The organism is Thioalkalivibrio sp. AKL6 (assembly GCF_000376905.1).
Taxonomy (GTDB): domain Bacteria; phylum Pseudomonadota; class Gammaproteobacteria; order Ectothiorhodospirales; family Ectothiorhodospiraceae; genus Thioalkalivibrio; species Thioalkalivibrio versutus.
On the sequence record NZ_AQXS01000011.1, the window covers coordinates 82126 to 97504 of the forward strand.

Sequence of the window (15379 nt, forward strand, 5' to 3'; positions counted from 1 at the left end):
CAAGCTTAGCAATACCCGAGCAAAACGATCAAGTATTCCCTTGCTGTTTACGTTCTTGTTGGGTCGCCACGTTCGGCGGAACCTCGCACTCGTCCGGCTCCAGACCTTCCAGATCGCAGGCCTCCAGCGGGCCCGAATCGTCCTCGCCCAGGGCCTCGCCCGGATCGATACCGGCGCGCTTGAGCGCCTGGCAGGCCCGCTCCATGCGCTCGTCCAGGTCGTGTACGCGCTGCACGATGCGATGAATGGCGTTGGCCACCGGGTCCGGCATGTCCCGCGACAGGCCGTAGGCGTCGAAGCCCATGCGATCCGCCATCTGCTGGAAGCGCGGATCGGGCTCGGGCCGCGGGCCGAGCACCCGGGCGGGGATGCCGACCGCGGTCGCCTCCGCCGGAACATCCTTCAGCACCACTGCGTTGGAGCCAATGCGCGCGTGGTCGCCCACGTGGATCGGGCCCAGCAATTTGGCACCCGCACCGATCACCACCTCGTTACCGAGCGTCGGGTGGCGCTTGCCGCCTTCCCAGGTGGTGCCACCCAGGGTCACCTGGTGGTAGATCGTGCAGTCATCGCCGACCTCGGCGGTCTCGCCGATCACCACCCCCATGCCATGGTCGATAAAGAACCGTCGGCCGAGGGTCGCCCCCGGATGGATCTCGATGCCGGTCACCCAGCGGCTGAAGTTCGCAATCACTCGCCCCAGCCAGCGCATCCGGTGGTTCCACAACCAGTGCGCGAGGCGGTGATACCACAGCGCATGCAGGCCGGGGTATGCGGTCAGCACCTCGAAGGCGTTGCGTGCCGCCGGGTCACGGTCAAACACGCAGCGAATGTCCTCGCGCATCCTGTCAAACATGGGCCGGCCTCAAATCCCGAGTCATCCGCTAGGTTATCACGCCGGTTTCCGGCGCCCTCAGCGGCCCTTTTCCGTGTGCGTCAATATACCGCGCAGCATGCGCACCTCGCTGCCGGTCAGTCCGGCGCGCATATAGAGGTGCCGCAAGCGCCGCATCAGATTGCGCGGATTGTCCGGGTCGAGCACCTCGATGGTCGTCAGGGCCTGCTCGAAATGACGGAACAAACCCTCCATCTCGGCCTGGGTCGCGAGCGGATCGCGCGCCTCGCCTGGCGCACTCGCCTGCCCGGGATCCATTCCGGTCAGGGCCGCCATGCGGAGCGCGTAGGTCATTACCTGCACGCTGCCGGCCAGGTTCAGGGAGCTGAAATCCGGCACCGTCGGGATCTGCACAAACGCATTGCAGTAATCCAGCTCGGTGTTGGTCAGACCACTGTGTTCACGTCCGAAAACCAAGGCCACCGGCCCCTGGACCGCGTTCTCCAGCGCCTGCCCGGCCGCCACGTCCGGGCCCAGCACCGGTACCGAGTGGGTGCGCAGCCGAGCACTGGTACCCACCACCCACACGCAGTCGGAGACCGCGGCGGCCACATCATCCACCACGCGCGCCCGCGCCAGCAGGTCATCCGCCCCGGACGCCAGCGCCGTGGCATCGGCATGGGGAAACCGCTCCGGCGCCACCAGCACCAGATCCGTCACTCCCATGGCCTTCATCGCACGTGCGGCGGACCCAATGTTGCCCGGGTGCGTCGTGCCCACCAGCACGACGCGCACCCGGTTCAGGCGTTCTTCCATTCGTGGAGTCTCCGTTGCCATGCCCGCATCAAAGCTCGCGGATTGTACACAGGGGGGCTCTCGACTTCCCAAAAAAGAGCGGCTTGTGTATTGTTCGCGGCCTTCCCGCGGCGCGTGCGCGCGCCCGCCGGACACCCCGAAGAACTCCAGGAGACACCCCATGCACCCCATGCTGAACACGGCGGTATCGGCGGCCCGCGAGGCCGGACGCATCACCACCCGCGCCTGGGGCCGGCCGGATCGCATGAACACCCGCGAAAAGGCCCGTAACGACTGGGTTTCGGATGTCGACCTGTCCGCCGAACAGGCCATCGTGAGCACCCTGCGCCGCGCCTACCCCGACCACTCGATCATGGCCGAGGAAGGCGGCGAGCAAAGCGGCAGCGACGCCGACTTCGTCTGGATCATCGATCCGCTGGACGGCACCACCAACTACCTGCGCGAGATCCCGCAGTACGGCATCTCCATCGCGCTGAAACACAAGGGCCGGCTGGAGCAGGCGGTGGTCTACGACCCGCTGAAGGAAGAGCTGTTTACCGCCACGCGCGGCGCCGGCGCCTTCCTCAACAGCCGCCGCATCCGCGTCTCCGAACGCAAGGACCTGAACGGCGCGCTGTTGGGCACCGGCATCCCGTTCCGCGAGGGCCAGGACCTGGAGCGCTACCTGAGCAGCCTGCGCCACTTGGTCCCGGGCACTGCCGGAATACGCCGCCCCGGCTCGGCCGCACTGGACCTTGCCTGGGTCGCCTGCGGGCGCTTCGACGGCTTCTGGGAGATGGGCCTGCAGCCCTGGGACATGGCCGCGGGCCTGCTCCTCGTACAGGAAGCCGGCGGCGTGGTCAGCGACTGGCAGGGCAACCCGGACGTGATGCGCCGCGGCGACGTCGTCGCGGGTAACCCGAAGGTCCTCAAGGCCATGCTCCAGCGCCTGCACAAGGCCGAAAAGGAAGCCACCTCCCGCACCGACTAATGAAGGCCTCGCGCCCACCCCGGGCGCCGGGTGTCAGGCCCCGCCGCGCCTGACCTTGCGCTCGATGCGCGTGCGCATCAACCGCAGGGAGAACCACACCCCCGCGACCACGACCGGCACTGCCACGCCGATGGCCATGTTCACCGGTACCTGCAACGCAACGACCTCGTCCAGCCCACGTAACAGGTAGGCCACCAGGCTGGTCAGGTAGTAGCTGATCACCACCACCGAAAGCCCCTCCACTGTCCGCTGCAGGCGCAACTGCAGGTCGGCGCGCCGGTTCATCGAGCTCAGCAGGTCGCGGTTCTGCCGTTCCAGCGCCACGTCCACCCGGGTGCGCAACAGCGATCCGGTGCGGTGGATGCGCGTGGACAGCACCTCCAGCCGCTCCGCCTGCGACGCGCAGGTACCCATGGCCGGATCCATGCGCCAACCCAGGTATTCGCACAGGGTCTGCAGCCCCGGCATGCGCTTGGTTCTCAGTTCCTCAGCGCCCCTACTCACCAGCGAGGCATAGGCGCGGGATGCGTGGAAACGGCTGCCGGCATAGCTGCTCAGGCGCTCGACGTCGGATGCAAGGTCGGAGAGCACCGCCAGCAACTGCTGCTCGCGGTCCGATGCGGCGAACTGCTCGGTGATCCCCGCCATCTCGTCGTTAATGTCGTTCAGCCGGCCCTCGAGTTCGTCGAGTTCCGGCATCAGCTCGCGGACCAGCGGGAGCGCCAGCAGGGCCAGCAACCGGTAGGTCTCCAGTTCGAACAGGCGCTGGGCGATACGTCCGGCCTCACGCCGGGTGAGATCGACATCGCGCACCAGGAAGCGGGAGAAACCGTCGTCGTGGACCCGAAAATCGGTCCATACCAGGCCATCCCCGCCAGCCACGCCGTTGCCGACGATGGGGTGCGGAGCAAATACGGCTTCCAGCTGCTCGAAGGACCGCTCCGGCATGTCACGCGACTCCAGCGCCAGATGGATCGCGGCGATGGTGCTCCCTGGCAGCTTGCTCAGCCAGTCTGCCGGCACGCGGTTGATCGCCGGGTCGGCGAACGGGTCGCTGAAGGCTTCTCCGGTTACGAAGAATGACCAGGTGGAGAACTCGTTGTGGCGTTCCCAGCGCAAGCGAAACGGCCCCAGATCGCAGGCGACGAAGTTCTTCTGCGGGACCGGCTCGTTCACGCCGAAACGACGGCAGAGCTCCGCCACCAGTTCGCGTTCGCGCTCGGTGGAGTCGCGCGGCGACAAAAGCGCCAGCCACGAGGCAGTCGCAGGGGCGTCCAGCGGCTCGTAGAAACGCGCATGGACTTCGTCGTGAATCGACTCCCGCAGGGGGTGACTCGGGGGCAGGGACGGACTCTCTTTCATCGCGGATTCAACCTGAAGACGGCTTCCAGAAGCCCGGGCAGGCCACGCTGACGGAAGTGGATATGGACGGCAAGGACAGCGTGCTGGCCCAGACGCCGCACCGATCCACTTCACTTTAGAGCGCCCGAACCTCGATTGCCGTCACCACGAAGGGCGGACCACGCCTCTCGCCGGGCGAGCTGCCCGCAGCCTGTCCGCCTGCACGACCAGCATGGCCCTGGGGAACCCAGCGTAGTTCGCGCCCACCTGCGGCGGCAACGCGAACAACCCCGATTCAGACGGCACCCGTTAGTCGCGTTCCTGCAGCCAAAGGATCAGGCGGGCATGCTGCTCCGGGTCGGCATCGATGGCGCGGCCCGGGCGCAGGTCGTAGTCCGCGAAGGCGGCATCCACCGTCTCGCTGCCCTCGGCCCATTCCTCGCTGAGACGAAAGATCAGGGTCGTCGGGGACGGCCGGTGCACCGCCGGGTGGAAACGCTGGGAGATCATCCCCGGCAGCGGCGGCTCCGGCTCCGAACGGAAGCCGTCACCATCGCGGAAGCGCTCCCAGGCCGCCTCCAGCAGTGCCAGGGCCGGGCCATGTTCACCCTCGCCGGTTGCGGCTTCCCAGTCGCGCAGGCCACGCGCGACGTAGGCGTAATCGTTGAGCGTAGCGGTGCCCGCCTGCTCGGCGGGCAGACCCATCAGCGCCGGCAGCTCCGCCGGGTCGGCAGCGACCTCCAGCAGCCAGGCTTGAACCGCCGCGCCCGCGTCAAGGAAGCGCGCATCGTACGCCGACGCCTCCGCCAGGGCGGACAGCAGCAGCCCGTGCGCCCCGGTCAGCACCTTCTCGTCACGCGGCAGGCCGCGCGCCTCGCGCGCCTGGATCAGGGCCGCGCGGCCGGACTCCACCTGCTCGCGAACCTCGTACCCTGCCAGGTCGAAACGCTCCGCAAGCTGCTCGATCCCCGCGCCACTGCGCGGCAGGTAGCCAAGATCAAAGACCGAGCTGCCCTCCATGCCGAACCAGGCGCGCACCAACTCCGGGTACTCGTGGTCCGCGAGTGCCGTTTCCAGATCTTCTTCCGGCCACAGGTAGGCCCCACCCTCGCGGCCCTGATCGTCCACGGCCGACAGGCTGGAGGCGAGCCCGCGGAAACCGCCCTCCGCAGCCTCCGCCTGCTCACCCGTCTCGTCCTCGCGCAGGGCCATATCCCGCTTGACGAAATCGAGGTTCTCGAGCCCCAGATCCACCCAGTCCTCGCGGCCGAAATGCTCACCGGCTCGCAGATAAACCAGTGCGAGCTGTGCCTGATCCTCCAGCATTATCTCGAAGTGAGGCTCGTTCCAGTCCGGTGATTCGGAGTAGCGGAAGAAGCCGCCCCCCAGCACGTCACGCAGACCGGAGTGGGCCATCTCGTCCAGGGTGATCTCGAGAAACTCCGCAACCCAGCCTGGGGCCGTGCCAGCCTGCTCGGCCTCCAGCATCGCGTGCAGGTAGGGCGAATGGGGGAACTTGGTGGAACTACCGAAACCACCCTGAAGGTCGTCGGCCTCGCGCTCCATGCGGCTCCACAGGACCTGCGGCAGTCGGCCCGCGCGGCCCTCGGAAAGCGGTTCCTCTCCCTTGCGCAGTTGCTGGGTGAGTTCCTCGCTCCCACGCCGGGCGAGATCCACCAGCCGGTCGTAATCCGACTCCAGGCGCTGGGTGATGCCATCGAGGAACTCGGCGAACTGGTCACGCGGGGCATACACCACGCCCGTCAGGGCATGACCGTCGGGAGTCACCACCACATTGAGCGGCCAACCTGCACTACCGGCCGTTGCACGCTGGAACTCGAGCAGATAGCTGTCCAGCGCCCCATTGACCTCGCGATCCACCTTCACCGGAATGAAGTTCGCGTTCATCCGTTCGGCAATACCGTCGTCCTTGAAGCTCTCCTCCTGCATCACGTGACAGTAGAAACAGGAGTAGTAGCCACTGGAGATCAACAGCGGGCGTTGTTCTTCCCTGGCCTTCTCCAGCAACGCCGGATCCCAGGCGCGCCACTCAACCGGGTCGTCCACATGCAGACGCAGGTACGGTGACACACTGTCGGCCATCTCCGGATTGGCTTGAACCGCACCGGGTGCAGCCAGTGCCACAAGCAGCAACGGGATAGACATCCCGGTCCAGCGGTTTCCGTTGGTTGCAAACATGCGAGTCTCCAGCAGCATCTAGAAAAGGTTGCTACCCTTTTGGGACGCGCAGACAGGGAAGGTTCATTCCCTTTCCCGGAATCACGCGGATCGCATCGTGCATCACCCCCTTGTACATGCGATGTACAAATGTCGTACAATTATTTCATGGCGAGCGCGACGCACATCGAACTTCAAGACGAAGAAGGGTTGTACCCGATCCGCCACGTGTGCGCGGAGACGGGTATCAACGACGTCACCCTGCGAGCCTGGGAGCGCCGCTACGGGCTGATCCGGCCGATGCGCACCCCCAAGGGTCACAGGCTCTACAGCCTGAGTGACATCGCCCGCATCAAACGGATCATGGAACTGCTCGAACAGGGCATCCCGGTCTCGCAAGTCCATCGCGTGCTGAATGACGAGTCCGCACACAGCACCGCCAGGGCCGAATCACCCGAAGCCGAAGGTACCCGGACCCAGGCCACCGGCGAGCGCGAACGCCGCGCCAGCCCCGGCCCCGGCCCCGGGATCGCCCCCCACACCACGGATCCGATCGCCGAGGCTCTGTATGCCTCGGTTGCCAACCTGGATGCCGACCAGCTGGATCGAATCTACACCCGGATGGTCATGCGGCACGGCTGGGACGGCGTGCATGAGAGCGCCTTTCTCGAGGTCTATCGCCGCCTGCGCGAGGAATCCCGCCACAGTGCCGAGGGCGAGGTTCGCCTGGCCATCTTCGCCGCCTGGTCCACCGCGGCCTTCGCCGATCAGTTGCGCTCGGCAACACGGGCCTGCGACGAGCCGTCCTACCCCTGCCTGGTGCTGGGCGGCGGCCACCAGCAGGTTGGCGGCATGCTGCTGCAGCTCGCCTGCGCACGCCGCGGCATGAAGACCCTGCCCCTGTTCGATGCCACCAGTCCCGAGGGCCTTGATACGCTGATCCGTCGCCTGCGCGCGCCGGCAATGATCATCCATGGCTCCTCGCAGCTGATGCGCAGCCCCGAACTTCCGCGGGTGGAGGCGATCCTCAATCAGGCCGGCCCGCCCTGCTATCTCGCCGGCTCGGCCGCCCTCGAGCTGTCGCAGATGGAACACGGTCGCGAGATCGAGGTCCTGCCCGGACCTCCGCTGGAGGCCGCCGCTCGCCTCTCGCGCCACCTGCCCGAATAACCTCGCTCCACCCGCGCCGGCCCCGTGCCCGATTCCACCTCGCCTGTGGCCGTGCGCAGCCTTCTGGTCGTGCTCGGCGACCAGCTGGCCCCGGACCACCCGGGTCTGCAGGGACTGGACCCGACGCAGGATCACCTCTGGATGGCCGAGGTGGCCGAAGAATCCCGACATGCCCCGTCGCATATCGCGCGGACCGCGCTGTTCCTGTCGGCGATGCGTCACTTCGCCAAGGAGCGCCGGGATGACGGCTTTTCCGTCCATTATCGCCACCTCGGCGAACGCCCCGAGCAGACCCTGAACGACGCCCTGCGCGCCGACCTCGAACACCTCCAACCGCAAAACGTGCGCGTATTGCAGCCGGGCGAACACCGCGTGCTGCGCCAGCTGCAGGCCGCCTGCGCCGACCAGGCGATCCCGCTCGAGGTCCTGGACGATCCGCATTTCCTGGTCCCGCTGGACGCTTTTCACCAATGGGCCAGGGGCCGCAGGCAATTGCGCATGGAGTACTTCTACCGCGAGCAGCGCACAGCCCTGGGCGTGCTGATGAACGGCGACGAGCCCGCCGGTGGACAATGGAATTTCGACGCCGACAACCGCGGGCATTTCGGGCGTGACGGCCCCGGCCTGCTGCCGCCACCCCTGTCCTTTCCGCCGGACACGCTCACCCGCGAGTGCCTGGGCGACATCGCCCGGCATCTCCCGGACCTGCCAGGACAGGCCGACGACTTCGACTGGCCCGTCACCGCGCAGCAGGCACAACAGGCGCTGGACGACTTCATCCAGCACCGCCTGCCCGCCTTCGGCACCTATCAGGACGCGATGTGGACTGACCAGCCCTGGCTCTACCACGCCCGCCTGTCCACCGCCCTCAACCTGCACCTGATCCATCCACGCACGGTGATCGACGCCGCGGAACAGGCCTGGCGCGATGGCCATGCCCCGCTGGCCGCGGTCGAGGGCTTCATCCGCCAGATTCTCGGCTGGCGCGAATACGTGCGCGGGCTGTACTTCCATTTTGGCGAGGCCTGGCACGAGTGGAATGCCCTGGAGGCCGACCAGCCGCTCCCCGCCCTCTACTGGGACGCCAAGACCTCCATGCAGTGCCTGCACCAGGCCGTCGGCCAGACCCTGCAACTGGGCTACGCCCACCACATCCAGCGGCTGATGGTCACCGGCTTGTTCGCCCAGCTGCTTGGCGTGCGCCCTGCCGCGATCCATGCCTGGTACCTGGGCATCTACGTCGATGCCGTGGAATGGGTGGAGCTCCCCAACGTGACTGGCATGTCGCAGTACGCAGACGATGGCCGCATGGCCTCCAAGCCCTACGTGGCCACCGGGCGCTACATCCAGCGCATGAGCAACTACTGCGCGCACTGCCCGTTCGACCCGGCCGAGGCCCTGGGCGACAAGGCCTGTCCGTTTACCACGCTGTACTGGGACTTCCTCGACCGCCACCGCGACCGCTTCGCCCGGGATCCGCGCACCGCGCTGCAGTGGAAGCACGTCGAAAAGATGGACCCCGAACGCCTGCAAGCCATCCGCGACCGGGCCGGAGAACTCCGCAAGACTCTCGCCCAGGGAGACCGCATCTGATGCAAAGCCCCGGCCCCACCCTCGTCTGGCTGCGCCGCGACCTGCGCCTGACCGACCAGCCCGCGCTGCAGGCCGCCTGCGAACGCGGCGGCCCGGTGATCCCCGTGTTCATCCACGCCCCGGAGGAAGAGGCCCCATGGCAGCCAGGTGCCGCATCCAACTGGTGGCTGCACCACAGCATCAACGCGCTGGACCACGACCTGCGTGCGCAGGGCTCGCGCCTGACCCTGCGTGCCGGTCCCAGCCTCGACACCCTGCGGGCCCTGGTCCGCGAGACCGGCGCCACCGCCGTCTACTGGAACCGGCTGTACGATCCCGCCATCGTCCTGCGCGATCCGGACATCAAGGCCGGGCTGCGCGCCGACGGCATCGAAGTACACAGCTTCAATGCCCACCTGCTGATCGAGCCCTGGGAGGTCGCGACCGGCCAGGGCACCCCCTACAAGGTCTTCAGCCCGTTCTGGAAGGCCTGCCTGCAACGCGGTATCGACCGCGCCCCGCTGCCCGCACCCGCCGATCTCCCGCGACCCGAGGCCTGGCCCGACTCACTCAATCCCGAACAGCTGGGGCTCCTGCCCGCGATCGACTGGGCCGGCAGCCTGCGCGCCACCTGGACCCCGGGCGAGGCCACGGCCCGTGAGCGCCTGGAAGCATTCCTCGACAACGCCGTGCGCGCCTACGCCGAGGGCCGCGACCGCCCGGATCAGGACGGGACCTCGCGCCTGTCGCCGCATCTGCACTTCGGCGAGATCTCGCCGCGCCAGATCCTGCGCGCCTTGCGCCAGGCCGGCCTACACCCGGACAACGGCGGCCCCGAGGCCTTCGTGCGCGAACTCGGCTGGCGCGACTTCGCCCATCACGTGCTCTACCACTTCCCGCACACCCCGGAGCAACCGCTCAACCCACGCTTCGAGGCCTTCCCCTGGCGCCAAGCCGATCGCGACCTGCGGGCCTGGCAGCGCGGCGAGACCGGGCTTCCGATCATCGACGCCGCGATGCAGCAGTTGTGGGAGACCGGCTGGATGCACAACCGCCTGCGCATGGTGGTCGCATCCTTCCTGACCAAGAACCTGCGCCTGCACTGGCAGCACGGGGCCCACTGGTTCTGGGACACGCTGGTGGACGCCGATCTCGCCGCGAACACCCTGGGCTGGCAATGGGCCGGCGGCTGCGGTGCCGATGCCGCGCCCTACTTCCGCGTCTTCAACCCGCAAACCCAGGGCGAACGCCACGACCCCGACGGCGCCTTCGTGCGCCGCTTCGTCCCCGTGCTCAAGGATGTCGAAACGCGGTATATTCACGCGCCAGGCGCCGGCGGTGCGCGCGGCTATCCGGCCCCGATCGTGGACCTGAAAGCCAGCCGCCAGGCCGCACTCGAGGCCTTCGAGGCCGTAAAAAACCACTGACCCAGACAGGCCCAACCATGACCTTTTCCGAACAGAATCTGTACTACCCGAAGAATGTCAGCTACAACTTCAGCCGCTACGACGAGACCACTCCCGTGCGTGTGACCCACGACGGCAAGCGCTTTGTTGGCCAGTTGCTGAACTGCGTGGCCCCCTTCCGCATCCGTGTCACCGAGGAAATCACGGGCCCGGGCGCCTCGCGCTTTACCCCGGTCCGAGAAATCGAGATCCAGAGCCTCGACGGCGTGGAATACCTGCACAAGGGCCACCACGGCCACTGAGCGGCATGTAAAGGCCGGACCGCTTTCCCGATCCGGCCTTCCATTACCCCCCTGACGTTCGCACCCGGAACCCTGCATCGCAGAATCGGGGAAAACACCGATGCATGTCATTCATGCAGTGTTTCCCTGGCCTGCTACCCTTGAGACAGGACATCCGCAAAAGGGACGAACGCCATGCAACGCCTTCTCGCCTCCTTCCTGGTGTGCACCCTGCTGATCCCCGGCCTGGCACTCGCTGACAAGCCCGGCGACCAGCGCGCCATCGCCGGCATGGACACCGGACGCATCCTCTGGGACATCACCATTGCCGAACCGGAACGCCTGATTGCCCGCCTCAGCGTGATCCGCGAGACCTATGACGACATGCAGCGCCAGGGCCTGGAGCCGGAAATGGTCTTCGCCTTCCGTGGCGGGGCGGCCGGCCTGATCGCCCGCTCCACCGATCACCTGGAGCTCGAGGACGTCTCCGCGGTGCGCCATATCCATGAGCGCCTGGAGGGCTTGCTGGAGCTGGATGGCATTCACATGGAAGCCTGCAACATCGCCACGCGGCGCTTCGAGCTCGAACCAGACGACCTATTGCCGGGCATCCACATGGTCGGCAATACGTTCCTGTCGATCATGGGTTACGAGCACCAAGGCTACGCGACCATACGCATCGACTAACCCCGACCGCGGAATGCCGTTACAATCGAGTCGGGCGGACATTCGGTCGGCCCCGGGATCGCGCCGGAGGCACGGTCACCGGGTCATTTGACCGGGTCACGAATGGCAGCGAAAGACTGCCGAAGAAGACGAGGGGAGGCCTCTTTGGCGCATATGGAAATCACGACCTTCGGGACCGTTGGTGTACGCGTGGAGGACCGTGACATACCCGCACTTTCCGGGACCAAGCTCGGCCTGCTCCTGACCTATGTGGCCGCCGAGACCCCCCGGCGCATCCCGCGCGAGGAACTGGCCCGCCTGTTCTGGCCGGATCTGGACGCCGACAGTGCCCGGGTCAACCTGCGTCAGGGACTGTTTCAGCTGCGGCGCCAGCTCCCCGCCGGGGACCCGCCCCTGCTCGACACTACGCCCCGCTATGTGCGTTTCCAGCCACAACCGGAATCGTGCATCGACTTCCTCACCCTGCATCGCGCCCGCGCCGAACGCCGCACCGTCGAGGGCCGCGAGACGACCGCCCCACCTGCCGAGCGTGCCCGCGCCGAGCGACGCACCGCCGAAAGCCGCGCAGCCACCGCCGCACATCCGAACCTGGCGATCGTCTGCGACTACCGCGGGCACTTCCTCGAGGGCCTGCGCGCCCTGCAGGACCTCCCGGAACTGTCCGCCTGGGCCCAGGCCCAGCGCGACCATCACTGGCAAAATCTGCTCGTCTTCATCACCCACAACCTCGTCGCACTGGCCAAGCCCAACGAGGGCGAACCGCTGCTCGCCGAGCTCCACCGCCTGCTGGCGATGGAGCCACACGACGAGACCCTGCACCACCTCTTGATGAAGGCCCTTGCAGCCAGTGGTCATCCGAAGCGCGCGCTCGATCACTATGCCCATCTCGAGGCCGAGGCCGGCAAGGCGCCCGGCGAGCTCCTGACGCGCACGCGCGAGGAAATCCTCGGCGCCGAACGCGCCGAGGCCAACAGCCAGCACGTCAACACCGAGGAGGCCGAACCGGCCATCCTGCGCCCCGAACGTCGGCGGGTCACCGTCGTGGCCTGCCATGTCCAGCCCGACGCGGAAGCCGACATCGAGATCCAGCAGCAGCAGGTGAACCGCGCCCTGGAACACGTCGACTTCGTCCTGCTGAGGCATCATGGCCATGTGGTGCCCTCCCCCGGACACGGCCTGCTGGCTTATTTCGGCTACCCGGCCGGTCGCGAAGAGGCCACGGTCGACGCCGTGCACGCCGCCTGGCAAGCGCTGGAGACCGCCCCCGCCGACTGTCAGCTGCGTCTGGCCGTGGATACCGACCTGATCGTCACCGGTGCCGACCCTGAGCTGCCCGATCCGACCGGCCAGCTCACCGCCCGCGTCCACGACTGCGCGCAACACGCCGATCCCGGGACCCTGCGCGTCAGCGCACCGACCTACGCCCGTGTCTCGGGGTACTTCAGCTTCCGCGAGGCAGAGGACGCCACCGGTGCCTACGTCGTCACCGGCGACCCCGGCCCGCTGGACCGGGTGGATGCACAGAGCCTGCGCGACCTGACGCCCCTGACCGGGCGGGGTCAGGAACTGCAACAGCTTCGGGGACACTGGGACCAGGTCCTGGAGAGCGGCGAGGTCCGCTTCGTGCTGGTCCAGGGTGAGGCCGGGCTGGGCAAGAGCCGGCTTGCCCGGGGTCTCGACCAGCAAGTCCGCGGGCAGGCTCGCTCACGCTACCTGCTCAAGTGCCGCGAGGATCGTACCCGGCAGCTCCTGGCGCCCGTACGCCAGGCCTTCGCCACCTGGATGGGACACGATAGCCTGCGCGAGGCCCGCCAGCGCCGCCTCGAAGGCGCCCTCAAGACCGTGGGCACATCTCCCGAACTCGCACCACGCCTCGCCCATTGGCTGACCCACCCGGAAGCCGACGGCCCCGAGAGCCTGGCCCACGAGGGGCTGGACCGCGACCGCATTATCGACACCCTGGTCGAACTGGTCCACCGACGGGCGGCCCATGGTCCGACACTGCTCATCTGCGACGACCTGCACTGGATGGACTCGGGTACATCGGAATTCCTGCGGCGGCTGTACCAGCGCCTGCATCACCGACCGATCATGGCCATCCTGACGGCGCGCATGAGCTTCCGCTCGTCGTGGCGCGACCTTTCCCTTGAGCACGTCCGCCTGCTTGGCCTGGACGCGGCCGCCGCGCACGATCTAGTGGACCGCCTGGACCCCAACGGACGCTTGGCGAGCGGTCTGCGCGAGCAGCTGATCGAACGCGGCGAAGGCGTCCCCCTGTTTCTCGAGGAACTGACGCGTTACGCCCTCGAGGCCGCCCGCACCGGCCAGCTGCCGGACACCCTGCCGCCAGGGCTCTCCAATCTTCTGGTCGCGCGTCTGGAACAGCTCGGCAGTGCCCGCGAACTGGCGCATTCCGCCGCAGTCATCGGGCGCGACTTCGATACCCGAATCCTCAGCCGCCTGCGCGGCCAGCCCGCCGATACCATCCGCCGCCAGCTGACGCGCCTGACCGGGAAGGGTTTCATCGAACCCGCCGGCATGGTGGATGGTGTGCGCTATCGCTTCCGCCACGTCCTGTTCCGCCAGGCGGCCTACGAATCGATGCTGCTGAGCGACCGCACCCGTCTGCACGGCCAGCTGGCCGACTTGATGCAGGAAGACGGCGAGCATGGGATGCAGACCGCCGACTGGGGCCGCATCGCCAACCACCTTTACCACGCCGATCGCTATCCGGAAGCCGTAAACGCCTGGCTGCAGGCCGGCGAAGCCGCCTTCGCCCGCGGCATCCTGCCCGAGGCCTCGCACTACTTCGAGGACGCGCTGGACTGCCTGGAGCGCCACCCAGAGGCCCACGCGAGCGGCGATCCGGCGACCCACGAACATGACACCCTGCGCGCCCTGGGCGGCCTGGGGGCCTCCAACCTGGCCCTGCTGGGCTACGGTTCGCGCACGGTCAACGACATCTTCGAACGCGCCATGCGCCTGACCGCCCCGGAACAGGACCCGGTGCAGTACTTCCGCGTCCTCTGGGGCCTGTGGCACGGCGCCGGCTCCTGGCATGGATTCCAGGAGGCCCATCGCCTCGCCGCGGAGATGGAGCAACTGGCCGAGCGCTCCGGCGACCGCCTGCTGCGGATCGCGGCCCATTATGTCCAGGGCAACACCCACTTCTGGACCGGCCGCTTCGGCGAGGCGCTGGAACACCAGACGCGGGCGGTCAAGCTCTATCGCGACGCCGACCACGCAACCCTGGTGGCGCGCCATACCGAAAACCCGGCCATCAGCGCCCGGGGCTTCATGGCCTGGACGTTGCTCCATCTGGGAAATCACGCGCGCGCCTGGACCGAAATGGATGCCGCGTGCCAACAGGCAGACCAACTCGGCCATCGGCCTACCGAGGCCTTCGTGCATGCCTTCCGCTCGGTACTCGGTTTCTACTCCAGCGATCCGGAATCCGCGCTGCCCGCAGCGCGCCACGCGCTCTCCATCGCCCGCGAGTACGACTACCCACTGTGGCGCACCGCCGGCATCACCCTCGAGAGTTGGGCCCTGGCCCGGCAGGGCCAAGCCGATGCCTACCAGGCCATCGAACAGCAGGTCGAGGCGATGCGCCACATCATGGATGGCGTCAACACCATCTTCCAGCTCATCCTGCTGGACGCCCTGGAAGCCAGCGACATCGCGCCCGAACAGCGCCTGGCGATGGCCGACGAGGCGCTGGCAGGCTGCCGCAAGCGAGGCGACCTCGCCTTCGAACCGGCCATCCGCCGGCTGCGCGCCGTCGCCCTGCTCGCCAACAGCGACGGGAAAGACGACAACGGCTGGCAGGAACTAGAAAGCGCGCGCCGCATCGCCCACGAACAGGGCAACCCCAACATCGAACGCCAGGCCCTGCTCGATTACGCCCGATTCGCCAGCGAGCCCCAGGTGCAATCCTGGGCCGAACGCGAACTCTTGCGCATCAACCACTGCATCATCCCGCGCCCGCACCCCGACGAACCCCGCCAGCGCGATCCCCGCCTCGCCTGACATCATCCGCCGGGACAAGCGCCCGGCGGCCAAGGCGCTACCGGTGTGATCCCAACACCACAAAAGAAAAGGCCCGAACCTTGCGGTTCGGGCC

The 15379-nt window shown here is 67.6% G+C and carries 11 protein-coding genes; 7 read left to right on the top strand and 4 right to left on the bottom strand.

The genetic code is table 11. The features are described from left to right. Positions 1–28 precede the first annotated feature (28 nt). Both cysE and D575_RS0111115 read right to left on the bottom strand, forming a co-directional pair. Positions 29–856, bottom strand: coding sequence for a serine O-acetyltransferase (gene cysE / locus D575_RS0111110; protein ID WP_196799420.1), 828 nt, complete (start codon positions 854–856; stop codon positions 29–31). Between the two features lie 57 nt (positions 857–913). Further along, positions 914–1651, bottom strand: coding sequence for an RNA methyltransferase (locus D575_RS0111115; protein ID WP_018145991.1), 738 nt, complete (start codon positions 1649–1651; stop codon positions 914–916). A gap of 160 nt (positions 1652–1811) precedes the next feature. Here D575_RS0111115 and D575_RS0111120 point away from each other — a divergent pair, with 160 nt between their 5' ends. After that, entirely contained in the window at positions 1812–2621 is an 810-nt protein-coding gene (locus D575_RS0111120; RefSeq protein ID WP_018145992.1) for an inositol monophosphatase family protein, read from the top strand. A 33-nt stretch (positions 2622–2654) separates the two neighbouring features. Here the strand turns inward: D575_RS0111120 and D575_RS0111125 are convergent, their stop codons facing one another. Next, positions 2655–3983, bottom strand: coding sequence for a DUF3422 family protein (locus tag D575_RS0111125; RefSeq protein WP_018145993.1), 1329 nt, complete (start codon positions 3981–3983; stop codon positions 2655–2657). A gap of 288 nt (positions 3984–4271) precedes the next feature. Then, positions 4272–6161: a thioredoxin domain-containing protein gene (locus tag D575_RS0111130; RefSeq protein WP_018145994.1), complete on the bottom strand. Its 1890-nt coding sequence runs from the start codon at positions 6159–6161 to the stop codon at positions 4272–4274. A 129-nt stretch (positions 6162–6290) separates the two neighbouring features. Between D575_RS0111130 and D575_RS0111135 the strand changes: the two genes are divergently transcribed. The 6 genes from D575_RS0111135 (at position 6291) to D575_RS0111160 (ending at position 15285) form a co-directional block, all read left to right on the top strand. Then, the gene (locus tag D575_RS0111135; RefSeq protein ID WP_018145995.1) at positions 6291–7310 is read left to right on the top strand and encodes a MerR family transcriptional regulator; all 1020 of its coding nucleotides are present in this window, start codon (positions 6291–6293) and stop codon (positions 7308–7310) included. A gap of 45 nt (positions 7311–7355) precedes the next feature. After that, positions 7356–8903 carry a cryptochrome/photolyase family protein gene (locus D575_RS0111140; protein WP_018145996.1) on the top strand — a complete coding sequence of 516 codons (1548 nt, stop codon included), beginning with the start codon at positions 7356–7358 and terminating at the stop codon, positions 8901–8903. After that, a complete protein-coding gene (locus D575_RS0111145; protein WP_018145997.1) occupies positions 8903–10309 on the top strand; it encodes a deoxyribodipyrimidine photo-lyase in 1407 nt (468 codons plus the stop codon). Before D575_RS0111140 ends, D575_RS0111145 begins: the two co-directional genes overlap by 1 nt. 17 nt (positions 10310–10326) lie before the next feature. Then, complete coding sequence (locus D575_RS0111150; protein ID WP_018145998.1) at positions 10327–10590, top strand: hypothetical protein; 264 nt, start codon at positions 10327–10329, stop codon at positions 10588–10590. A 174-nt stretch (positions 10591–10764) separates the two neighbouring features. Beyond that, positions 10765–11256 (top strand): hypothetical protein, encoded by a 492-nt coding sequence (locus tag D575_RS0111155; RefSeq protein WP_018145999.1) that lies wholly within the window; start codon positions 10765–10767, stop codon positions 11254–11256. A 153-nt stretch (positions 11257–11409) separates the two neighbouring features. Continuing rightward, entirely contained in the window at positions 11410–15285 is a 3876-nt protein-coding gene (locus D575_RS0111160) for an AAA family ATPase (RefSeq protein WP_018146000.1), read from the top strand. The last annotated feature ends 94 nt before the right edge of the window (positions 15286–15379 follow it).

Bases quoted from the DNA above. Each gene is read 5' to 3' on its own strand.
- D575_RS0111135 (WP_018145995.1), top strand. From the start codon at position 6,291: ATGTCGTACAATTATTTCATGGCGAGCGCGACGCACATCGAACTTCAA.
- D575_RS0111155 (WP_018145999.1), top strand. From the start codon at position 10,765: ATGCAACGCCTTCTCGCCTCCTTCCTGGTGTGCACCCTGCTGATCCCC.
- D575_RS0111120 (WP_018145992.1), top strand. From the start codon at position 1,812: ATGCACCCCATGCTGAACACGGCGGTATCGGCGGCCCGCGAGGCCGGA.
- D575_RS0111125 (WP_018145993.1), bottom strand. From the start codon at position 3,983: ATGAAAGAGAGTCCGTCCCTGCCCCCGAGTCACCCCCTGCGGGAGTCG.
- D575_RS0111145 (WP_018145997.1), top strand. From the start codon at position 8,903: ATGCAAAGCCCCGGCCCCACCCTCGTCTGGCTGCGCCGCGACCTGCGC.
- D575_RS0111150 (WP_018145998.1), top strand. From the start codon at position 10,327: ATGACCTTTTCCGAACAGAATCTGTACTACCCGAAGAATGTCAGCTAC.
- D575_RS0111160 (WP_018146000.1), top strand. From the start codon at position 11,410: ATGGAAATCACGACCTTCGGGACCGTTGGTGTACGCGTGGAGGACCGT.
- D575_RS0111130 (WP_018145994.1), bottom strand. From the start codon at position 6,161: ATGTTTGCAACCAACGGAAACCGCTGGACCGGGATGTCTATCCCGTTG.
- D575_RS0111115 (WP_018145991.1), bottom strand. From the start codon at position 1,651: ATGGAAGAACGCCTGAACCGGGTGCGCGTCGTGCTGGTGGGCACGACG.
- cysE (WP_196799420.1), bottom strand. From the start codon at position 856: ATGTTTGACAGGATGCGCGAGGACATTCGCTGCGTGTTTGACCGTGAC.